At 46.6% G+C, this 23,630-nt stretch carries 15 protein-coding genes and 1 riboswitch; of the genes, 11 read left to right on the forward strand and 4 right to left on the reverse strand.

Going from position 1 to position 23,630, the window contains the following annotated elements; translation table 11 throughout:
- Positions 1-54: 54 nt before the first annotated feature.
- Positions 55-690, reverse strand: a complete 636-nt coding sequence (gene wrbA / locus MKY54_RS04550) for an NAD(P)H:quinone oxidoreductase type IV (RefSeq protein ID WP_076129597.1) — start codon at positions 688-690, stop codon at positions 55-57.
- Between the two features lie 156 nt (positions 691-846).
- Between wrbA and MKY54_RS04555 the strand changes: the two genes are divergently transcribed.
- The 4 genes from MKY54_RS04555 (at position 847) to MKY54_RS04570 (ending at position 5,134) form a co-directional block, all read left to right on the forward strand.
- A complete protein-coding gene (locus tag MKY54_RS04555) occupies positions 847-1,389 on the forward strand; it encodes an effector binding domain-containing protein (protein WP_339189673.1) in 543 nt (180 codons plus the stop codon).
- 393 nt (positions 1,390-1,782) lie between these two features.
- Complete coding sequence (locus MKY54_RS04560) at positions 1,783-1,938, forward strand: hypothetical protein (protein WP_175620003.1); 156 nt, start codon at positions 1,783-1,785, stop codon at positions 1,936-1,938.
- 756 nt (positions 1,939-2,694) lie between these two features.
- Positions 2,695-3,249 (forward strand): pyridoxamine 5'-phosphate oxidase family protein, encoded by a 555-nt coding sequence (locus tag MKY54_RS04565; RefSeq protein ID WP_076279871.1) that lies wholly within the window; start codon positions 2,695-2,697, stop codon positions 3,247-3,249.
- Positions 3,250-3,733: 484 nt separating this feature from the next.
- Positions 3,734-5,134 carry an ADP-ribosylglycohydrolase family protein gene (locus MKY54_RS04570; RefSeq protein WP_339189675.1) on the forward strand — a complete coding sequence of 467 codons (1,401 nt, stop codon included), beginning with the start codon at positions 3,734-3,736 and terminating at the stop codon, positions 5,132-5,134.
- A 609-nt stretch (positions 5,135-5,743) separates the two neighbouring features.
- On the opposite strand, the gene MKY54_RS04575 is transcribed toward MKY54_RS04570, so the two are convergent.
- The 3 genes from MKY54_RS04575 to MKY54_RS04585 all read right to left on the reverse strand — a co-directional run bounded on the left by MKY54_RS04575 (position 5,744) and on the right by MKY54_RS04585 (position 8,753).
- Positions 5,744-7,516 (reverse strand): hypothetical protein, encoded by a 1,773-nt coding sequence (locus MKY54_RS04575; protein WP_339189677.1) that lies wholly within the window; start codon positions 7,514-7,516, stop codon positions 5,744-5,746.
- A 147-nt stretch (positions 7,517-7,663) separates the two neighbouring features.
- A complete protein-coding gene (locus tag MKY54_RS04580) occupies positions 7,664-8,590 on the reverse strand; it encodes a hypothetical protein (RefSeq protein ID WP_076129591.1) in 927 nt (308 codons plus the stop codon).
- Positions 8,583-8,753 carry a hypothetical protein gene (locus MKY54_RS04585; protein WP_155288085.1) on the reverse strand — a complete coding sequence of 57 codons (171 nt, stop codon included), beginning with the start codon at positions 8,751-8,753 and terminating at the stop codon, positions 8,583-8,585. The genes MKY54_RS04580 and MKY54_RS04585 overlap by 8 nt, the downstream gene beginning before the upstream one ends.
- Before the next feature lie 187 nt (positions 8,754-8,940).
- Here MKY54_RS04585 and MKY54_RS04590 point away from each other — a divergent pair, with 187 nt between their 5' ends.
- The 7 genes from MKY54_RS04590 to MKY54_RS04620 all read left to right on the forward strand — a co-directional run bounded on the left by MKY54_RS04590 (position 8,941) and on the right by MKY54_RS04620 (position 23,216).
- On the forward strand, positions 8,941-10,758 hold the full coding sequence (locus MKY54_RS04590; protein WP_076129590.1) for a vWA domain-containing protein: 1,818 nt from the start codon (positions 8,941-8,943) through the stop codon (positions 10,756-10,758).
- A gap of 88 nt (positions 10,759-10,846) precedes the next feature.
- Positions 10,847-14,236: a tubulin-like doman-containing protein gene (locus tag MKY54_RS04595; protein WP_076129589.1), complete on the forward strand. Its 3,390-nt coding sequence runs from the start codon at positions 10,847-10,849 to the stop codon at positions 14,234-14,236.
- A 4-nt stretch (positions 14,237-14,240) separates the two neighbouring features.
- Positions 14,241-16,643: a transcription initiation factor TFIID gene (locus MKY54_RS04600; RefSeq protein WP_081383413.1), complete on the forward strand. Its 2,403-nt coding sequence runs from the start codon at positions 14,241-14,243 to the stop codon at positions 16,641-16,643.
- A 293-nt stretch (positions 16,644-16,936) separates the two neighbouring features.
- Complete coding sequence (locus MKY54_RS04605; protein ID WP_339189679.1) at positions 16,937-18,211, forward strand: VWA domain-containing protein; 1,275 nt, start codon at positions 16,937-16,939, stop codon at positions 18,209-18,211.
- A gap of 24 nt (positions 18,212-18,235) precedes the next feature.
- Positions 18,236-18,877 carry a beta-mannanase gene (locus MKY54_RS04610; RefSeq protein ID WP_076099551.1) on the forward strand — a complete coding sequence of 214 codons (642 nt, stop codon included), beginning with the start codon at positions 18,236-18,238 and terminating at the stop codon, positions 18,875-18,877.
- A gap of 83 nt (positions 18,878-18,960) precedes the next feature.
- Complete coding sequence (locus tag MKY54_RS04615) at positions 18,961-20,223, forward strand: hypothetical protein (RefSeq protein WP_076129587.1); 1,263 nt, start codon at positions 18,961-18,963, stop codon at positions 20,221-20,223.
- Positions 20,220-23,216: a glycosyltransferase gene (locus tag MKY54_RS04620; protein ID WP_339189681.1), complete on the forward strand. Its 2,997-nt coding sequence runs from the start codon at positions 20,220-20,222 to the stop codon at positions 23,214-23,216. The genes MKY54_RS04615 and MKY54_RS04620 overlap by 4 nt, the downstream gene beginning before the upstream one ends.
- Before the next feature lie 127 nt (positions 23,217-23,343).
- A riboswitch (cobalamin riboswitch) is annotated at positions 23,344-23,547 on the forward strand.
- The last annotated feature ends 83 nt before the right edge of the window (positions 23,548-23,630 follow it).

The following is a 23,630-nucleotide window of genomic DNA, read 5'->3' on the forward strand; positions in this document are numbered from 1 at the left end:
GTGCAGTGCTACACAAGTAGCTCCGAGGGGTGTTGTTATATTAACTCAGCTGCGCTAGTTCTGATTATTGGCGTTTTTGCCTGCCTGAACCCAGCCGGCCACTTCAACGGTACGTTTCGCTTGATGAAAAACAGCGTCACGGATCCGATCCTGATCTTCGATCATTTTACCGTCTCCATCTACACTGACACTTGTTCCGTAAGGGTTGCCTCCCGCACCAAATGTGACTGGATCGGTATAACCGGGTGCTGCAACAATGGCTCCCCAGTGATACATCGACGTATAGAGTGCCAAAATCGTAGCTTCTTGTCCACCATGCGGGTTCTGTGCTGAGCTCATGGCGCTGACGACTTTGTTTACTGTTAGTCCTTTGCCCCAAATGCCACCGGTTGTATCAATGAACTGCTTCATCTGGGAAGCAATGTTACCGTAACGGGTTGGGGAACTGAAAATAATCGCATCCGCTTCGACTATATCGTCGGGTGTGGCAACTGGGATATCTTTTGTTTTCTCAGCTAGGGCTTTCATGGCTGGATTTGCTTGAATTTTGTCCTCGGGGACGAGTTCCTGCACCTTCAGAAGTTTTACCTCAGCTCCTGCTTTTTCTGCGCTTTCCGCGGCCCATTGTGCTAGCTGGTAGTTAGTTCCTGTGGCACTGTAGTAGATGACAGCTAATTTGATTTTTGGCATGCTGTAGTCATTCCCTTCGAGTGTAGTTCCATACTATTAATTACCCTAATGGTGTCTTTATAACCCAGAATGAAATCAATCTATTCGAACTGGACAGACAGATGTCCACTTTGCCTGTGTATACTAAGTTCAATCACAGGAAATGAGGGAGAATGGATGAATACTTATTTTGTAGAGAAAGCAAAAATGACCTTGGCGGGGGTTAGCATACGCACAACTAATGAAGCAGAAATGGGACCTGATGGAGGTTTGTCGCAGCTGTGGGAAACTTATTTTCAGAGTAATATTGCGGGGCAGAAAGCTACGGTAAATCCTGAGTACATCTATGCTTTGTATACGGATTATGAGAGTGATGCGAGCGGAGCGTATACCGTTGTGATCGGGCATGAAGTAGCTGAGGAGAGACATTTAGAGGGAAGTCAGCTAGAGGAAGGCGAGCTAGAGGAAAGCCAACTAGAGGAAAGCGAACTAGTGGAAAACCAGTTCACCTATGCGGCTGTACCGGAGAGCAAATACATGGTTTTTAAGACGAAAAAAGGTCCGGTATTTGAAGTAGTCGCGCAAGCGTGGGGGGAGATTTGGGCGTACTTTAAGGAGTCTGGGGAGGTAAGAACTTACACGGGGGATTTTGAGATTTATGATTCACGGAATTTTGACCCTGCTGACACGCAGGTTGAGATTTATATTGCGATTGAATAGATAGGGGAAGGATGGTTTTGTGTGCTTAGTGGGTTAAGTGCTTAAGCGGGAGATTTTTTAGGGAAAAGTGTTATAGGAAAGTGTTTAGAGGGAAGTATTTTATAGGGAAAAAGGGATTTAAGGGAGTTGCTTCTGATAGTAGTATCAAGCAGCTTGCGAGAGAAAGGGGGGCTGCCGAGAGGTAGTCCCTATTTTTGCTGACGGCCAGGTACCGGGGAGAAGGGTTACTTGACGGTGGAAGAGAATATGACAACTTAAAATTCTCGGGATGTGTTGTTAATCTTTGCTGAGGCTTGCATTTAGGCAGACGGGGGGAGACATAAGAAAAGCCCTAGAGTATATATACTTAACTAATATGTCTGCGGAAAAATATACGGTAAAAATCCCGTAGATTTGCTGGATTGGGCAGAAATGGCGGGGATGTACGGTAAAAATCCCGTAGATTTGCTGGATTGGGCAGAAGTGGCGAGAATGAACGGTAAAAATCCCGTAGATTTGCTGGATTGGGCAGAAGTGGCGGGGATGTACGGTGAAAATCCCGTAGAATAGTTGGATTGAGCCAAAGTGGGGAAATGTACGGTAAAAATACTCTACATCAGCTGCATAGCGTCGAATTAGTCAGAAATAAGAGCAAAAGTGCCCTACATTAGCGGTATCGAGCCAAAGTAGCAAGAAAGAGAGGCAAAAGTGCTCTACATTAGCCGCCCCAAGCCAAAGTAGCAAGAAAAAGAGGCAAAAATGCCTTACATTAGCCGCACCAAGCCAAAGTAGTAAGAAAGAGAGACAAAAATGCCTTACATTAGCCGTCCCGAGCCAAAGTAGCAAGAAAGAGAGGCAAAAGTGCCCTACATTAGCCGCCCCGAGCTAAAATAGCAGGAAAGAGAGTCAAAAATGCTCTACATTAGGCGCCCCGAGCCAAAGTAGCAGGAAAGAGAGACAAAAATGCCCTACATTAGCGGCAAACGCCGCTTGGACCTAGTCAAAGTTAGTTTGATGGAGGAGCTATTGGAGTGGGTATTGTTAATGGAGTTAATGCACTTTTGGAACTGATCCAGTTGGTGAAACTAACGGAGTTGATAGAGCTAATGTAACTATAGAAGTTAATGTAGTCGGCAAAGCTAGTTAGTTAAGCAAATGTGGTTGATGGAACTGAGATGATTGGTGAAGCTGTTGTAGTTCATGTAGTTCATGTAGTTCATGTAGTTCATGTAGTTCATGGAACTCATTGAGTCGGCGGATCCGATAGAGTTGAGTAGAGATGACCAATTAGCCAACACACAAATATACAGAAATGGAGAATGCCAAATGGGAAAACAATTTACCGCTATACTACCTGTACATGAAGCGTTTATTCTTCGGCAGCATCTTTTTTTCGTAGGGTCGGCGCCGCTTTCAGAAGATGGGCATGTTAACCTTTCGCCGAAGGGACATGATTGTTTTCGGATATTGTCTCCTAATCAGGTGGCTTATCTAGACATGACTGGCAGCGGTAATGAGACGAGCGCGCATCTGCTGGAAAATGGAAGAGTGACGGTTATGTTTTGTGCGTTTGAGGGGCCGCCTAATATTTTAAGACTGTATGGAACAGGGGCTGTGATTTTGCCTGAATCAGCAGAATGGGAAACACTGTCCCCATTGTTTACATCTCTGCCTGGAGCTAGACAGATCATTTTGATAGATGTTCATAAAGTACAGACTTCCTGCGGATTTTCGGTCCCATTCATGAGTTATGAGGGTGAGCGGGATACGTTGCAGCGTTGGTCTATCCAAAAGGGTGAGGCAGGGCTGAGAGAATATAGACAAGAGAAAAACACAAAGAGTATAGACGGGCTACCCACACCTCTTGGACAAAAAAACTGACCAGACAGGAGTTCCCATTCTCATGGTCAGCAGAAGGAGCGTACTATCCGTAGGGATTGTTTACCCAAGTCGTTCAAAGTTGTCTGCTTCGTATATGTACACCCAAGTCGCTATAGTTGCTTGACTACTCATTATAAATGTTCACTAGGTGGATACAGTGTATGCTATAAACCATTACATTCGATCTCATTAGGCAAAGTAATAAGCTAATTGAACGCAACAAGTAATCCCGTAATCGAAAAAATGAAGGACATAAGGGTGACGATTCATTTGGCATCCCATTGGAGGGTTTTTTAGAGTGTCTTTCCCTATTTAATAGTCTATTAAACTTATTGCTTTTACTGTTATTTCTATCATCGCATGCTCGTTTATTTAAACTTATAATGAAGGCGATGGGATGGGCTGCTTTTCCATCAATCATCGTTTACATTCTCATGTAGAAGTTATTTTACGTAGATTAATAAACGGACAAAGGAGATACAGCATGCTGCCATCACTCGCATTTCTTAAACGTCAATTAGAGGGGATTTTACGCAATAAATTTGCACAGGGGCATCAAACCTCGGGTTATTTAGCCAAGCTGGAACAGCTTCCCGCAAGCTATGATGCCTATCTGGAATTCGCTCATAGCTTGGTGGCCATTCCAATGAGGGACAATTGGCCTTACTATGAACCAAACGATTTACAAGAGATATGGCAGGAATGCGATCCGGCACGACCTTTAGGCCAGGTCGGCATCTTGAATCTTAAGGATAGCTCCAAGCGTGTGGAGGCGGGATTCCTCGCTTCAGTCTGTGGTTCAATGCTAGGCAAACCGATTGAGGTAAACCCCAGCTTGTCGGAATTGCGTAAAGCTTTAACTTCTGTAGGGGAATGGCCACTGAATGATTACATTTCTGATGAAGTTCTCCATGCTTTGGATCGTCGACATTGGTCTTGGTTTGAGACGATGCGGGGGCGAATTCGTTATGTGGCACCTGATGATGATATCAATTACACATTAATGGGAATGATGGCGTTAGAACAATTTGGCGATGGTTTTACGAAAAGAAATTTAAGAGATTTATGGATAAATCATCTTCCGATAAGTACTACTTGGGGGCCGGAGAGGACCATCTTGCTTCGATCGGGGATTAGCTATTTGGAGCATGATAGAGAACTATTCAATCATTCTGAAATAGAGGCTTGGCCCGACTTCATGGTGCAAGATACAGAACTATGCGGAGCAGCGATTCGCGCAGATGCTTACGGTTATGCCTGCCCCGGTCAACCCGCTCTTGCCGCTGAGCTAGCTTGGCGTGATGCAAGTTTTACACATCGCCGGACGGGGATCTACGCCACGATGTTCATCGCCGCTGCGATTGCAGTTGCGCAAGTGCTGCGCGATCCTATTAAAATAATAAGTACTGCACTGCAATTCGTACCTGGAAGGAGCCGATTCTATGAGATTACTCAGGATTGCCTGCAGAGGGTAGCGAATGCAGATAACTGGCTGGAAGCTTATCAGAGCATTAACCATAAGTATGCAAATTATAGTCACTGTCAGGTTTATCAGGAAATAGGTACCTTAATTAATACATTTCGATTTGCAGACAATGTCGGTGACGGGATATGCAAGCAGGTGATGCAAGGCAACGATACGGATAGTTTTGGAGCAACAGCAGGCTCTCTGCTCGGGGTTTATTTCGGTTCTGACAGTCTGGAAACAAGATGGCTTGAACCTTTCCAAGACCGGATTCATACGGGATTATCTAATTTTCATGAGCAAAAGCTATCCCGTTTGGCTGAGCGGATAGGGCGTTTGCCAGAGCTGTTGCATACTCACCAACATCGAATTGAACCCAGCGAGCTCTATGTAAACGAGAACACCGATTTAAACCTTTGAATTTGATTTCATCAAAAAAATGGTTAAGATATCTGTTACTACGGTTCACAATTTTATTTCCTTGGAGTGTTTGTGGGACCTATATAGAAGTGCTTTAGAAATTAAAAGTGCCAATTGAGTAGCTGAGTAAAAGTCACCGTGCTTAATGCAATACGACATTATCCCGTAACAGGTTACTTTTTGATTTTTTTCATCTATCCATAGACTGCTAGTACATGGAAAAAAAGACACCAACCCCCGGTTAGTGTCTTTTTGTCTAGCAACAGGTACTGCTAACAATGGCAAATTTGCTTGAAGATGTTACATCAAACGTAGATCACATAAGGGATGATGCGTAACCAATGGTGTGAAAGCGTCTAGAGCAGATTACTTGAAAGTTCAATGGTTTGTTAAAAACATCCACAATAGGTAAATTAACGAGACTTAGACTACAGGATAATTACGAATGATTAACGAGCTATGTGATCTTCATGGCATTACGTACCTATTAACCATCGAAGCGCTGTCCAACGCTAGTTGCTATAAGTGGTGGAGCTTACAGGATCGTCGAGCCGACACAAAGACAAGGTTATCCCGTATGCCGTATCCCGTATCCTGTATCCCAAATCCCTACCGCCCAAAGCTCATGCTACCTACGGATTCCACTATAAACACAGGCACATATTGCTCGCCCATGTCTGTTCCAACGAGCTCATATCCATTCTGATATTGGCCACTAACTAACGCGTTACCTGTAACGGAACCCACTTCTCCTTGGAGCAAAATATAAATCCCATCCGAGTAAGCAAGACTATTGCCGAAGTTATCTACGATGATCTCACAATGAAAAGAGACCTTTTCAAAAGGATGAGTGGTAAGATCCGCAGCTGAGATTACAGCATACTCCTGAACAATCTCCGCGAATTGATAGCTGCCGTCTACTTTACGGTAAAGTGCCGTTTGCCCGTCAACACCGTCTCCAAGATCCGCATTAGGCACGAGAATAGAGTCATCCGGCTGCAGTTCATAACTATCACCAGCTAAAGAAAATAACTGCGAAATACCATTCGATTTCATCTCATATGCTGTGAAAAGGGTGCGTCCACCTTCAACCTCAGATTGGGCTAAAACTACAGGTACACCTGAAGAGGTTGCCAACTGTTCATTAAAAGTAAGACTGCGCAGACTCTCGAAGCGTGGCAAGCTGTTTCCGGATAATGTGACCACATTGTCGTCGTTATTCATCGCGGCATAATAGAGCACGCCACTATTATCCGTCCCGGCAACGATCACTTTTGTGCCCAATAGTCCTTTGCGGGAGATGGCGTTGTTGTATTTGTCTTGCTCTTCACCGCCAGGAAGGAGGCGAACAGGCTCTGCGATATTCCAAGCCAGCCTAGTAGCGGCAATGTTTGTCGAAGTATCTTCTAGCGGGGCAAGATCTCCGTATAATTGTATCGCTTCAGCATATTGACCTTTAGTAGTCAGACGGTTGGCATTTTTTAGTAGCTTAGCCTTACTAGTATCGATCAAAGTCAGCACCTTGGATGAAGTGATGCCTGCCGATCCTGCAAAATTACGATAAGCTACAGCATGCCCAGCAAAAGCTGTGATATTGTCACCTTCAAGATCTTTGTTCAGGATGATCTTCCCGCTGCTTTCTGCTTGTTGAAGTACCCAAGGAGCTTCGTAATTATGCTGGCTATAAGCACTCATCAGGGACAGGGTGCTTTCCAGCATGCCGGTAAAGTTTCCTGCTCCTGCTAAGGATTTTAATATAGCTGTGTCATGGCTTTTAAACTTTGAGGCTAGTAAATCCTCTTTGGAAGCTGCACTTCCATAATAAGCATCAGGAATCTGCAAAAGATTCCATTTGAAGTTCTCTTCATTACTCACCCCTCCGCTCTGGTTCTGGGCAAGATCGGCAAGGAACTGCTCCTTAAACTGACGGAAATAAGAGGTGAACTGGTCTGAAATGCCTGAGGCCGACGATAACTGGCGATAATAGGATTCATAGGGACCGCCTGGCTTCATATATGTAGCTTTTAAACTGAGCAGAGCTTGATAGCTTTTCATAAATCCGGCAAAATCCTTAGTCTCTGCTTCCTCCTTAGTAGAGGCTACCAAATCATTCAGAACTTTGCGGATGTCTGTGATTGGAGCTAATTCATCCAGACGTTTTGCGACTCTTTCTTCCTGGTAATCAATGGAATAGTTGGCCGCTGCTTGACGGTACTGATCCTCTGCATTAATCAGATCCCCGGCAGCGTAGAGACGGTCGGCTTCTTTGGTGATTTGTATTTTATCTGCGATGAGAAAAACCTTCTGTCCAAGCAGCACAAGCATGCATATACACAAAATGATCATAAAGTTTCGCAGGGTTATTAATTGTTTGAACGTCATATAGAGTAGCCTCTTTTTTCAAAATATAAGAAAGCCTAAGAAAGTATAAGTTTTACGGTATACATCATCCTTATATTTCTTTGAGAAACGGTTGGTTGTCATCAATAAGGATGTTTGCTTTATATTGGTTCATCTTAGCTTTCAGGTCTATTGGACCTCCGGGTCCCAGCGATATTTGGCTTCACGAATGTCAGCTACCCTGAGGTCTAAGCCGTTCCAAGGTTCATGGGGATTCGCAGCAATGAGTTTGGACAACCGCATAAAACGGTCCTTGGGCAGATCTTGCACGTATCGGCCAATCATATTGGAGTAGAGCAGGGCATAACGCTTCATTCTTACCGCCGCTCCTGCAACGCTCGTAAGGATGGTTAAGCCGTTAGCCATCTGGCGAATCTCCACTTCATAGTTCTTCACGTAGCGTAGTGTACGATCCTTAATGAGATCGGGACGGACTTTAGCGATCTCGCCGATATATTCGGCTAGCAGTGGTTCGAAGTCTTTTAGAAGAAGCTGCTCCAGTTCTAGATCCATATCCTTGCGGAGTAAAAATCCATGCAGCAAAGCCACTCGCTGCCGCGCGATCCGGTCGCCGCGAAGCAGGATGGAGAGCTCGCGCAGCTTCTCATAGGCAAGAACATCATCCTTACGGAGTACGGAGACAGCTTCCTGACGGTTGACCTCCAGCCCTTCCTTGATGATGCCGATCCCACGACCAAGCAGCTCATTGAGAGAACGAAGATTCTCGTTCTGCCTTACTTTTCGCTGCGTATAGTACAATAGTCCAGCAAGCACAAGACCACCGGCACCACACAATATCATTTGTTGGATGCTATTTCCAAAATAGACAGAGGCTAGTGTGAGCAGTAAGATGAATAGTAGGCGGGTATGCATCTTCCGTCTGGCTAGTGATGCTGCGTGCTGCTCTACAGCAATAAGTGAGGCTCTGCCACATTTGCTACAGCGGTCTTCGCCAAGAGCGGTATACCGCCCGCATTGGCGACAGATGCGCAGCTTGTCATAAGCGTAACGCGGGGCCTTGAAAGGCCGGAAGGTAACGGGTCTTTTCTTATTCACGGCCTTTATCGCCTCCGTTCAAAGCGGCTAGCAGTCGATCGTTAATATCATCACGTGTCAGTGGTTTGCGCTGATGTGCGGCATAAATGGAAATCTGAATTACGGCAATTAGGAACGTAATCCCAAGAATGACGTATGAAATCATGGAACAATCCTTTCTCATGGACGCTCTGCAGTCCAGATGGCTTTTAGAATGATAATCTTCTATGCATCAATGCACTGGGTCCGGCGGTCCTAAAGTTGAAGTTTACAAGGTTTAATTATATCATAATGGCATGCTATTTACAGATTTTAGCGATAGTGCTGAACCTGTCATATGTGCCTAATATAACACAAGAGGAGCCCTATTTATGCTTCGTAAATATCAAAGTATTAGAACAACCAAGACTCTCTTTCTACGTATCTTTCCGGCATTGCTCCTGGCTCTTTGTCTAGCTGCCTCGCCTTTTGCAGCTGTTAAGGCCTATGCGGCAACGTCGGCGCAATCTCACATTGACGCTGTGCTTCTTATTGATGTCAGCAACTCCATGAAGACTAGTGACAAGAACAAAATCGCCAACGAAGCGATGAAAATGTTCATAGATATGTTATCCACCCAAGGTGATAAAGTAGGTATTGTTGCCTATACCGACAAGGTGCAACGGGAAAAGGCTCTGCTGCAAATTAGCTCGGAGAGCGATAAGCAGGATTTGAAGGATTTTATTGATGGTTTGGACCGAGGAGCTTACACCGATATCGCTATTGGCGTAGAGGAAGCTGTAAAGGTTCTGCAGAATGGAAGTGACCCTTCCCATGAGCCTATCATTGTAATGCTCGCTGACGGCAATAACGATTTCAACAAAGCGACAGGCCGGACGCAAAGTGAATCAGATAAAGAGCTGAAGGCGGCCGTAGAGGTTGCCAAAAAGAATGGCTATCCCATCTATACCATTGGACTTAATGCAGATGGCAAGCTGAATAAACAAAGCCTCGCCGACCTGTCCAACGAGACGGGTGGTAAAGCATTTTCGACGGACTCAGCAGACGATCTACCGCAAATCCTGAGTGAGATTTTTGCCAGCCATTTGAAGCTGAAGGTAGTGCCTGTGCAGTCGATTACTGCAAATGGCGATTATCAGGACGTGACCGTCAACGTGCCTAACGGCAGTGTTTTGGAAGCCAATATCTCAATTATGTCTTCACAGCCTGTGACAGCGAAATTAACGGACCCGTCAGGGAAAGAAGTTGCGATCCCCTCAAACAATGTCCTGCTGTCCAAGTCTTCTACTTATAGCTTGATTAAGCTACTGTCACCGGAGGAAGGAGATTGGAAACTTCAGGTTAAAGGTGTGCCAAAGGATAAGATTGATATTAATCTAGTCTTTAACTATGACCTGGAGCTTAAGATCGATGCGCTGCCATCAGCAACCTATAAAAAGGGTGATAAAATCGACATCACCTCGCATCTGTTCAGCAACGGTACTCAGGTAACACTCAGTAATTTGTATCAAGATATGAAGGCGGTACTGCTTGCTACAGATATTGATACAGGTGATGTGCAAGAAATCGAACTGGATAACTCCGGAGCTGTCTTCAAGGGTACCTTTGAGGTAAAAGAAAGCCATAACTACGAGTTGAAGGTACGGGCAGAGGAAAGCAGCTTTTATCGGGAAAGTGCACCTGTCCAGATCAGCGCGAAGACAGGCGGAGCAGCAACAACAGCACCTTCTACAGGGACTGGCAACGAAGAACCCCTGAAGGAAGCCTCATCCAATACCCTGTATTACATTATAGGGGGCATTCTTTTAGTGCTGGCAGCGGGTGCAGCATGGTATGTGCTGAATAAGAAATCGGCACGTGGTTTTGTTGGACAGCTGGTAGTAGAGGTTAAAGACAGCAATACGGGTGAGAAGACCTACCCACAATATAAGAAGCTTGCAGGCTTCAAGGGCAAGTTCACCCTTCATCAGCTGCTGCAATTGGCGCCTGAACTGAAGGAGAGCGAAACTGTTATTTTCACACCGGCTAAGAATGACCGATTGCTGTTACGCAGCGGAGAAGGTGTTACTGTGGAGAGATCCGGACGTGCTGCGGATGCTTCGCGTGGTCTTGAACTGAAGAGTGGGGACCGCGTTTCAGTATCTCTACAGACGGTAGATAAGACGATTTATCTGGAATATTTAGTATAGTAGGCAATGGCAATATATGCCGCAGAAACAGTTTTGCTGCAAGATATCTGAAGTACAGCTTCCGCAAAACTTTTAGGAGGATAAGCATATGAAACCAGTAGTAAGAGAGCATATACAGCAATTGGATGTATCACTAGGCGGCGGGATTGTCAGCGATAAGATCAGGGTGGATACGATTGATAATCCGATCCTGATCATTGGACTAGGCGGCACGGGCATTGATGCTCTGCTGCGTCTTAAATATCAGATTAACCGCCGCTTTAAGCTGCCGGAGGATCCGATATCCAAGAAGAAACGGGACAAGCCGGATAATGTGGAATTTCTAGCTTTTGAGACGAATGAACAGGATCGTGGAAAAAAATACAAAGGCATTGGGCTGGACCCGCAAAATGAATTTGTACTGTTGGCGAATGCCGAAATCGGCGGATTGTTGCAGAACCGCAGTATCCTCGATTCCTATATTACGGATTGGCTGTCACCTGAGCTGAGTATTACAGATGGTATGAATGGTGCTGCTGGTGTGCGGCAGGCTGGACGTCTGCTTTTGTTCACCAAGATTAATCAGGTTGTAGGCGCGATTGATAAGAAGATCAAGACGTTATCCGTAGGCACTAACAAAAAGCTGATGGTCTTTCTCCTGACAGGTCTGTCGGGCGGTACAGGCAGTGGGGCTTTCTTGGATATTGCCTATATCGTGCGCGGTATTATTGAACGTGACTATGGATCAGCTGGTATTGACCGTGTGAACACACTGGGGTACCTCTTTACACCTGACGTGAATTTGTCTAATAAAAGTCTAAGTGAGCACACGCGTGAATATATTCGCAAGAACGGTTATGCAGCGCTAAAAGAGCTGGATTACTGGATGAATGTGGACAGTCGTGGTGAGCGATTCCAGCAGCAATACGGTAATATTTTGACGGTAAATTCACCGCTGCCTCCATTTAATCTATGTCATTTGATCTCTGCAACGAATACCGAGGGTAAGCTGCTGGAGAATGCGTACGATTACTGTATGAACGTAACGGCGGAGAACATCACGAACTTTATGGCGAGTGAAGAAAAACAGTCTGGTGAAGAATTCGCCATTCATGACTATATCAGTAATATCCGCACTAACATTGCGCAGATGAACAAGACCTACCCAGCTAACTATGAATACAACATTATCGGTGCCTCGTCCGCTGTGCTTCCGATTGAGGAAATGACGACTTACCTGGCTTTCCGCTTGTTTGATAAAATGGAAAAAATGTTCCAGCAGGCGCCAGGTCAAGAGGATGTAGAGAAATTCGCACGTAAGCTTGGGATTGATCTCGACAGTATGATTAAGACATTTGAATCCCGTGTGCCTGAGCCGTTGCCAGGCTACGAGAACAGCGAACGCTTGAGCCATGCCAATGTTGTTAAGAATCAAGTGGTAAGCATGGATACAGAGCTGGAGCAGAACTTCCTGGCTCGTGCCCGTGAAGAATATATCAAATCGAAAAAGCAGCTGCCTGGCGAAATTGTGGGACGTTTCAGTGAAGAGCTGGAGCGCATCTTCCTGCATCCAGAGCAAGGGCCGTTCTACGTTTCCCGCTTGCTGTATACCGAGAAGGGCTTCTGTATTTTGAAGCTGATTCAGTCTTATATTGAGGCTTTACGTGAAAGCTTGTTGCGTTTGCCACGTGATATTGAGACAGCGCAGGACAGTGCGGATGAGAAGCTGAGCGATGCCCGCAGTGCTTTTGTCTCCAAAGAGAAGAAGAAAAATGCCTATATTGAGGCTAAAATCAATGAGTATTGGCTGCACGCCGATGTAGAACGCACTGAGCAAATGATTCAATTTTACGAGGACTTATATGAGCTCTTAAACGATGAGAACAGCCGGATTTACGGTGTGTTTACAGAGATTCTTAGTGCGCTTAGCTCGATTTTTGCCAAGAACGGGGACATCCTTATCAATGGCGAAGAGCAGGCAGACTATAAAGGAAACAAAACTTATTATTGGAACATTGTGAACGTGCCGGATATTTCGGCGACCATCTCCAAGATCATGGATCAGAAGGACGGCGACGACCTGATTCGTGACTTCACCCGTGAAATGCTGAAGCATTCCGGACGTTGGGTCAAAGAGCAGGAGATTGATATCGTTCGCTCAATTTCGGAATTCCTTAGCGATAAGTTTGGGGATCTGATTACCCGTTCGATGGAGGATTTCCTTGTGATGAAATTCGGCCATGAAGAGCCGCTGGATAAATTCGTTGAGCGGATTATTGCCGGTAAATTGGACGAAGAGGCTGTGCCTACCTTCCACCTTAGCAATAGCTCAGGCAGCTTACATTTCCCATCATGGGGTTTCGTTTCCGTGCCTGTAAAAGCGCCGGGTATCCTAAAAGGGATTCGTAATTATCAGAATAATGCGCTTGGCAAATCGCAATTTACGATCAAGGAAAGCCAAGTGAAAAACCGTATTTTCTGGCTTAATACACGTAACGGTGTGCCACTTTTCGTATACACGCCGCTGCGGGTGTTTGAAGAAAACTATGAGCGGACCATTCTCGACAAGGAAGGGATCGGCCGCCATCTCGTGATGACGGATAAGAACAACTGGACGTACCTGCCTTCTCCGATTCCAGAAAAATCATGGGGCGACACTTACGTCAATTCTCGTGTACGTGATTATAACGCTAGAGTGCGTGCAGACTTTGCAAAAGCGCTGGCAAGTGGAGTCATTATTGAAAAAGGTGTAGATGAGAACACAAGTAACAGATATTCTGTTGTGTTCACCAAACCTTTTGATCTGGACGCCATTTTGAACGGTTTCGATATGCAGCTGCAATCCACACGCCCAAATCTCGGTGAAGTGAAGAAGGCGGTTGATGAGCTGAAGAGCCTGCGTGAGAAGGGCTTGGAGCGGGAAGGCCTTAAAGATATCTTTGGCAGCATCAACAAGGACATGGCGCAGGAGAATCTCATTCGTTCACCGCAGCTGATTTCACGTGTTCGTGTGGAGCTGGCTAAATATGCTGAACTGACTGCCAAAGCCGCTGAGCTTGAAGGTGTGCTTCATCAATATCTGGACGAAGATAAGTGGATGGATCAGTTCATTGAAGCTTTGTATACAGACAGCATTATCAAAAAAGGTGCACTCTATGTTTATGACCGTGATGAAGAAGAGGACGCTTGGGAGCCGTTTGCTAATTTGATGAAAGAGCGCAGCTACGTAGAGTATGCCGTGTATCGTCACTTCCGGGAGCTGGATGAGAAGAGCCGCAGCGTACTGCTGCGTAAGGCAGCACGTCGTGCAGGTGAAATGACTGCCGCTGAAGACGTTACCCCGCTGCTCTATAAGCTGGAAGGACTGTATGTATCATTCCTGGAAGCACGCGACAGCTTGGAGTACGAACGGGTAGAGTATGAGAGCGGCGATGAGATGTACGGATTCTACAAGAGCATGACTAGCAAGCTCGGCAGTATCCGCAGAAAGTTGAAATAGGCCTATGATCAAAACACAGGCATTATCTTATGGTGAACAATATGCGGTACAGGAAGAGGCACAGCGCAGCAAAGGGGATGGACGCAGCAGCATCCATTACCCTGCCCTGTTTCTGTTCGTAGGCGACAAGGTTGCTCCGGCCATCGGTCCGGTGCTGGATAGCTGCGAACGAAAATGGGATAACGCCGGCGGTGTTATGGCGTTACATGCTGTGTCAGGTGCGGCAAAAGAGGGAATAGACGGAAGTATAAGTGGATCTGTTGCGGGAGGAAAAGACCGGGTGCTGGCCATGGCCTTGCCGGAAACGGCAGGGTCAGATCCACGCACTGTGCGTCATGAACTTTACCGCAAGTTTCATGAGGATACACGTTATCTTGCTGAAATGAATAAAGTTATCCGGCGGCTGAGCAACAGTATAGCGGATTATGGACGTCTATATTCATCTTTTGACGTCATCCATCTCTCTATCATTACGCGGGTTGATGATCCGCTTAATGTATTGCTGCCGGAAATTACACTGCTGGCTCGTGCTGTACTCGGCCAGTCCTTTAAGTCCGTACAGACAGATCTCTACGCTCTGATCAATGAGCGGGAGCAAGGGGATAATTTTGGATATTCCAGCTCAGTAGGGCTGGCTTTTCTGCGTGAATTGGACAGAATGCAAGCTACGGACTATAAGTTTAATGCGCCGTTACTTGTGACGGAAGACGGTCTGTCGATTCCAGTTGCCCATGGTCCTTCCGCATTATTTGACCTTGTGTATCTGCTCTCCGATAAGAATGAGCGCGGTATGATGTCTGCACACGGTATGGATGACAACTACGAGATTATTTCTCATATTAGTCTGCTCAAAAATCGGGTCCGCCCGGCTTCTGATCAGGCTACTGGTCATGGCGGATATAACAATATGACCTTCAAAAGCGGCATCAGGGGCAGCACTGGAAGACAAGGCTACGCCTCTGCTGGCTTTTCCGGGGTAAGAAGACCTAATGTTCAAATTGCTTTGGCGGTGCTGTATCATGCGTTCCGGCGGCTTGTCTCCGATATGCGTGAGGGCAGTTCGTGGACTATACGTGAACGGCAGGCGTTGTTAGGGCTGGACCCTGACAGCTTGCGGGAACACGCGGTACACCTACTTCCGGAGAAAGACGGCCTGAATGAAATGACGGGGTTAATGAGTCACGGACGCCCTACCTATAATGAACTGAAGCAGCTGTCACTTCGTGAAGCTGAACGGCAGTTGTTCGGTGACGGGGGCGAAGCTTATTTCCGCAATAACTTTGTGGCAGAGTCAAACCGGAGAGTAGAGGGAATGAATCCATTACGCCAATGGCGCACTATGCTGGCGGCACAGGAAACATCTACGCCAGCGGTAAGCTTTTATCAGCTTGCGGAGTGGACGGCAGATCGTGATGAAGCCGGAAGTGTGCTCCATCTTTTACGTCAGCATATGGCAGGCCTGCGTTCCGCGATTCTCTCCATGCAGGAGGAGCTTGAGGACCTTTACGCAGAAAGCGTGGAGCGCCAGCCGTTCCAGCGTGTGCCGCTTTTTGATAAAAGAACAGTACGTAACTTCATTCATTATTTATTCTCAGCCGTATATGGCAAAAAATATGAACTATTGGGCCTAGAAAGTGAGCTTGCCCTATGCAGTCGTTTGGAATCTGCACTTGAGCAGCTTCATATGGAAAGTATGGCCCGTGTGAAAGCTATGGAGACTTTGGAGGAAGAATTGCGTATTACTGTTATGGACAGCATTGGGCGAACAAACGAAACAACGGGCCAGAACGTAATGGAATACTACCGCGTAGTCACAGAAGAAGTGATGAAGGATATCGAAACCCGGCGTGGACCTGGAATATTCTTCAGTGAGAAGTACATGGGCAGTATCTCCAAGCTCTTAGAACAAGGGAAAGAAGCTGTGATTGAGCGTTTGATTGATATTTGCCGCCGGGAGCTGCTGACAGCAGAACCTTTCAATTTATCTTTTGAGGAAGAGCTTCTGCGGCGTGCAAATGTTGCGGCAGCCTATGAGAATCGTCAGGTTCTATCGAGGGAAGAGCTGTTCAAGCGCTTGTATCATAATTTAGAAGAGGGCGCGGCCATTAATGTTCGGTTATTCGAATACACGCAAGAGCATCGTCATGAGGAGAAATATTTCTTCGGAGACAGTTCATCAGAGTTTCTACGCTACGCCTTTGGAGTGGATGAGACAACCCGGATTTACCGGTTAGGATTCGTGCATGAGCAGCGGAGGAGCGGAGTGGAGAAGCTAAACCTGATGGGCGGCTTTCATTTAGAAGACCTGCTCTATTATCGCAACGGTAAGGTCTATTATGAGACTTATGCTCAGAATGGCTATCAGCTCCATGGGCTGAGTGAAGATCAGCTTCCTGAGATGCGCTGATGGCGTAATAGATAGGTCCCCTCACTTTGAGTCCCTTTATTGCCTTGGTGCAATAGAGTCATCGGATATAACGCTTAATTAGATTTCTGGGATAGGGACATTTCTCCTTATTTCCACTGCACACTATGCAATAGAATAGAAATAGATGTTTCTCCTATTCCATTCTATTGCACAAAGTGCAATCTGGGGGATGATAACACATCCGGGTAGCCCGTTTATCAGGCAGCATAACCCCCGGAATGTTTAAAGGATAAGAGTACAATTCAGATTTTACCCGGAAAGGAAGTATAACGATGCAGAGAAAAATCAATCTGCTGCTGCTCTTCTTCAGTCTGATCGGCGGCGGGGTCGCCTTTCTTTTTGACGAATGGCTGCTAAGCTGGTATAACGATCTGCCTTCCATCCTGCTTGTGGGTATTTATTTTGCCATTGTGGCGCTGGGAGTCGGTGTAGGCTGCCTGCTTGCAGAGATGATCTCGCCACGACTGAACGGAGCTTCATGGAAGCAGCGCTATCTGGGGTTATCGTGGAAGCTGCTGCCTCTGATGATTGTTCTTGCACTTGGTGTTGGAGCCTTAACGGAGTTTGTTTATGAGCTGAATTTTGGCGGAGCCAGACCAGTTAAGAATGTAGTAATGGCTATCGATGACTCAGGCAGTATGACACAGAGTGATCCCGATAATAGCCGGTATTCCGCAGCAAAAGCGTTAATTACAAAAATGGACACTGACAATAAGGTAGCCGTGGTGACCTTTAACAACGAAGCTGTAGTTGTCCAACCTTTAACGCCACTTTCAAATTCGGAGAATCGTGAGAAGGTGCTGACTGCAATCGATAATCTGCAGCCAACCGAAGGCGGTACGAATATTAGCGGTGCGGTCTCGGAGGCACTCAAGGAGATTGAGAGTGACGGCAAAAAAGACCAAGGAGCCATGGTCATCTTGTTGTCTGACGGAGTGAGTAATTTCGATACCACAAGAGAGTTGCAGGCTTATGTAGAGCGCGGCATTGCCGTGAATACCATTGGTCTGGGCTTGAATGATCCAGCAGGCACTCAGCTGTTGCAGGATATTGCGAGAGTGACAGGCGGACACTATTATGATGTCAAGGATTCAGCCCTACTGGGCGATGTGTTCCAGCAGATCTATGACCGTCTGGGAGATCGGACGCTGCTAACTGAGCGCAGTGATTCAACGGCAGACAGTCCTTATTATGCTGCGGTTCGTATTTTGTCACTGATGTTGATGGGAGCTGCGCTTGGATTAGGTCTGGGAATTATGTTTGATAACCGTCATTTGGCTAAAAGCTTTGGGATTGGCGGCGTAATATCAGGCTTGTTCGCAGGACTGATTCTGGAATTTGGACTTAGCGGTGACTCCTTTACAGATAGTCTTATTCGTCTTCTGGCTGTTCTTATATTAGCTGCTATTATTGCATTATTTACAGGCGTCATTCCGGTAGGAGAAGGACGTATTTATCGAAATAGAAGAAACAATAACGCAGCGCCTGCACCAGCATCGGATAACTTTCCGGGTCGGCGCAGAAGCCGGAACAGCAAAGGATTCTAGTGTAGCGGAAAGGGGTTTACAGTAATGAGGTACGCCGAGGTTAATGCTTCCGCTCCGGGAATAACGGATGTGACATCCCAAGTGGATGACCGATTCTGTACGCTGAGATGGCGCTGGCCGGACGGCGTGCAGGCGGTGTACATCCACAAAACCTCCGCAGAAGCGGCTGACATGGGAACCGGAGATGATCCGCCGATCGGGATGAAGCTCTACACTCGTGAGGAATACAAATCTAACAATGGTTATCGTGATCGATTGGATGAGATCGGATTGATATCCTATACGATATTTGCTCGTCTTGCTGAGAACGGTGAGACTGCCCTGGTGAGGCAAAATGATGGTGTGAACCGGGTGATGGTCAGTGCAGGCAAAGCCCGGATCTATTATTCCATTCAACAAAAAAAGGCCTTATTCGGAAAACAAAAGACCGTACATATGGCGATTACGGCAGAAGTGCCCGTGGCACGGGATGTCCTCTGTTATGTCAAGAAACGTGGAGGGCATCCTGCAGGGAAAGAGGATGGTATTCTCTTTCCCTTCGTCCAGGATTTCGCTCCTGGACGCAATGTACTTCCGCCGATTGAAATCGGTAAGGATGATTTTGTACGCATCTTTTTCACCGATGGCAAGAAATATGGGCTTTATTACGAATTGGTACCGGAGTGAGACTCGGTCTACACGTACAAGCGGGTGATGAGCAGTGGCGTTCATAGCAAGTACGTAGATACAACTTTTGGGAGGATGAGTAGATGTCTTTTTTTAGCCGTTTTATGAAAAAGAATCAGCCGGAGCCGCGGCCGCTTTTTTACGATATAGTGTGTCCGTATTGCTTCACCAAGTTCTCTCCGGAGGATGTCGTCTTTCGGGCTATGCACAGCCGGGAGGACGATGAAAATTACGCATTGGGTGAGGATGACGCCTTGAACAAATACCGTGAGCGCTTTGGGCTTGATACGGTAGATGACATAGAAGCGATTATCAACCCGGCGGATATTCCGGAAGAATATCATCATTACACGGATCATGTGTTAACTGGGCTTACGGATCGTTACGGTGTGCTTACGCGCAGACGGCTTTGCCCGTCCTGCCATAATGAGCTGCCGGTGACTGCCGGGAAGGTGCCAAGTAACATCATCTCGATTATCGGGGCATCCCAAGTCGGGAAATCGGTGTATATGACCTCGCTGATCCACACATTGCAGCATACTACAGCAGGTCATTTTGATGCCGCTTGTATGCCGCTTAATGCAGAGATTAGCCGTAAGTTCCGTACATTGTATGAAGAACCGCTTTTTGAGCGTGGGGATCTGCTGGCTTCTACACAGAAGGAAAAAATGCAGGAGCCTTTTATCTTTCAATTTGTCTTTAAGGATGAAAATAAACCGCCACTGACACTTGTATTCTTTGATGTAGCAGGTGAGGGTATGGTGGATCAGGATTATCTTGGACTTCATGGTCAGCATATCAAGAACTCTGCGGGTATTTTGTTTATGGTCGATCCGCTGCAAATCCGTTCTATCCGTGAAAAGATTCATATTAACATCGGTGACCGCCCGGGAGAATGGGTCTCACAATATGACGAGCCGCGCGATGTGGTGCTGACGATGTTCGGTGATTTTATTGCCTATCAGGAAAAGAGTAAGACAGACATTCCAACAGCGGTTGTGCTTGCCAAAAGTGATATGCTGCATTCGCTGAAGGATGAGGATGGCGATTACATCAAGTCCAACAGCAATGTGTTCAATAACTATGTTCACCGCAAAACATTAAACATGGACGAGTTCCATAATATCGACGGGGAAATTCGCAGATTTATTGGTAAGGTGGACAGACCCTTTAAAGATACGATGGATGTTTATTTCGCGAATACGGGTTATTTTGCAGTATCTGCGTTGGGCAGCAATCCTGTGAATCAAAAGATTGAGGGTGTAGTAAGCCCGATTCGTGTAGACGAGCCTTTTATTTGGCTGCTGCATAAGCTGAAGTATATTGAGGGGAGCGACGGCCCGTGAATGTTTTCTCAGGGTCAACAATCGCCCAACAGATGTACACCCGCGAACGTCGCGGAGTGTTTCGTTCCACAGAAGGCTTCGATACGGTAGCGAAATCAGATAGTCTAGACAATAATTTTGTGAAAAAAATCCTTCATCCCTTCTGCCTCTACGATGCTCCTGCGGAGTTAACCGCACGTGGAGAGAAGGATGAGGCTGCATATCCTGGTGCGCTGCACCTATTTCATGCTGAGAACGGGGATACAGTTATTGGGCTTAGTCGTTATCAAGCGGCCGATTTCACAGGCCAACGAAGCGCTTTTTTTGCACATAACTATGTAGTTCCTGCTTCACGTTCCGAAGAAATTGTGCAGAGCTATGTAGACTGGCTGCATGCTGATTTTGCAGAGCGTTATACTGGAGAGCTTGGTGGAACCTTGCCGGAGCTGCCCTCTATTCCAGTTGTTCGCACAGACCGCAGCCCGGATCCAATCGCAGGCTTACGTCTGTTAGGGATTGATGAAGGGATATTCAAGGCATTATTGCAAGCGGTGATGCTCTCTGTAGCAGGTAAGAAAAAAATCTACGTGGCTCTAAACGTACCTATCACCGAGTTGTCTGCGCGGGCGGTGGAGCTTACAGAAATTCTGTATAGCGTGCTGCCGTATGAATTCCGCCGTAGATTAGGCGTGATTACCTATGCGAATGAACCGCAAAGCCGTAAATATATACATCTTAGCTTTGTGGAAAAAGGTTCACTTCGTCCCGGTGACCGCAGTATTGAGAAGGATTATACCTTTGATTTGGCTTCCGGACGGATGGGGAATGTCGATTTTGGCGAGACCCGCCAGCCTTATGCTGATTTGGTGTGGAAGCTATTACTGCTGAATCCAGGAGATATTAACGACTTCGTAAGCTTCGCCGATCAGATTCTGCGTGGAGAGAGTCCTGAGCACAAGCTAACCCTTTCTTTCTATAATGAGCTGGCTATATTTTATGAGATTGAGCAAGGGAACGAGCATTTATATACGGAAAACAAGAGTGCGGTGCTAAGTGGTTTGCTTTCTTACCTTAAACCAGACGGTGCAATTCATTCTAGAATCCGCTTGAATGATATTTTCTTAGAACGGTTTGACCGGGAATTTGATCTGATTCGGCAAAGAAATGTGCCAGATCCGGCGATTATGGAATGCTTTAAAGAGTATTTTGTACTTAAGGATCACAATTACAGGGTCAGAATCGTGGATTATTTCATCAATGGGATGCTTCATAGTGTGGAAGCGGGCCGCAAGGATATTTTGAGTGCTGCTTACGGGATCATTGAGAGTAATGATGAGTTAAGTGCAGCTTACTTCCAGCGCGTGATGTCTGAAACTTATTTCCGTAAGCAGCTACTTGAGCCTTATATGGAATCAAGACTAGCTGCGGCGTCCAGATCTGCGGATATTCTGAGCTTTGTGCTCCATTGGGGGCGGTTCCTGCCAGTGGCGTTAGAGCAGTCTTTTGCTCAAAATGCTGTGAAGGATTATTTGCTAGAAAAGCTCCAGCTGGAGCATGATCCGGTGGCTTCTGTAGCGGAAATTCATGAAATTGTAGATAAGGCAGAAAAAGATCGCCGCAAAGGAACAGGAGTTGCTCCTAAGGCACTCTCCCTAATGCAGGATCTTGCTGCTTCAGCAGATAGATTCTTACTGAACCGCTTATCGCTTTCTGATATGACGCAGGAGGAGCTTCTGGAGGTAGTTTTTTTACGGTATGGTAATGTTGTCGATTGGCAGCCGCCACTGGATAGGATTAGCAAGCAGAAAGAGAATGCGCTGCGTGCCGCTTACCGCTGGTTTGGTGAAGAGAAGCCGAATGAGGAGATTTTTACAGGATTGTCTCCGCAGGAACTAGACGATGTGCAGCTACTGGGTCGTCGTTTGCTAAAAGAGGCGCGTGTTCTGGAACCCTTTGAACGGCTTCCGCTAGCCTTTTACTATACAACTCAGCGTGAAGGGGGTCCGCTGGATTACGATGCGCTTCTGGAGCTGTTAAAGCGTAAAGCCGGTTCCGACAAAGAAATCATCTATCGGTTTTTTGCTTGGTCGCAAGGCAATCCTTTATTTACGGTTTCGAATAAAAAGCTGCAACCGGGTTACCGTAAGGCGATTCTGAAGTATTTCCTGAGCAGTGATCGTGAAGCGTTCAAGAATCGGGAATTCCGAAAGAACTATGTCGCGGCAGCTCGGCCTGCTCTGCAAAATGTGTACAATGAAGCCCGCTCCCAACTGGCTTCCCCGCTGGCGCGCTGGATCAGCCGCAGCCGATTTCGACTCTTAATCTCCGGCTCCATTACGGGTATTCTGGTGATTATTGCAATTATCGTATTCAGTATGCTGCGTCCGGATGATACGAAGACGGCTCTGCCGGGGACAAGCCCTGAGCCGACCCCTGTTCAGAGTGCAGGCAATATGCTGCCTCCAGCTTCAGTATACTTGAAGGATCAGAGCGTCGAAGGAGATAAGGGGAGCAGCATATTGGTGTTCACCTTCGCAAGTGCAGATGACTGTGTGCAGTTTCAACCGACTGAGATTAGTTTAATGTCTTCGTCTACAGAGATAGATAAAAGCTTTAAGGTCGCTGCTACGAATGGGACTTGTCCAGTGCCGTCAACGGATGGGACGGATGAGGGAAACGCTGCTGACGAGTCAGATGCCGCTGGCACTACTGGAGGAACAGCAGAAGGTGCAGATGCTACTAATGCTGTAGCTGATGCATCTCCGTCTCCTACGCCTTCCTCTAATACTGAGGACAGCACTGGGTTGCCTTCCGCAACAGCTGTGACTGAAGGTGAACAACCTTCCTATCAGGTTGAGGTTACATTGGAGCCTGGAGCGACAATTCTAGAGAAAAGTATGATCAAAGCCGGAAGATTTACATTGATCGTAGATCCCGACCCTAATATTCCACCAGCTTCTGATTCAAGTGCTGAACCCTCCCCGACTGCAAGTCCGGATGGAACAGTCGAATAACAAGCTTTCTGAACAGCAATAACTACCGGAAGGTGGCGTATTGCTGTTCATTTTTTTGCTGCCCATACTAAGCTTTTCTATAGACATGCTATGTATTAATAGATATGATTATGGATGTCAAAATAAGATACTACATACTGGAAAAGGTGCAGACTCTATCAATCTAGTCGTCTGCTTAAAAGGGAAGTCCGGTGCAAGAGTCCGGCGCGGTCCCGCCACTGTATGTGCGGAGCGTTTCTTCTATAAGCCACTGCCCCGAAGGTAGGGTGGGAAGGTGAAGAACAGCGATGAAGCATTAGCCAGGAGACCTGCCTTTTTCGTGAGCGTTTCTATTCTTCGTGGGGTAAGAATGTGGAACATATACAGATGGACTGTTGGCAGGAAGCAAGCGCCGCAGCCTCAATTTGTAATCTT

The organism is Paenibacillus sp. FSL P2-0121 (assembly GCF_037975345.1).
Lineage (GTDB): Bacteria > Bacillota > Bacilli > Paenibacillales > Paenibacillaceae > Paenibacillus_AQ > Paenibacillus_AQ odorifer.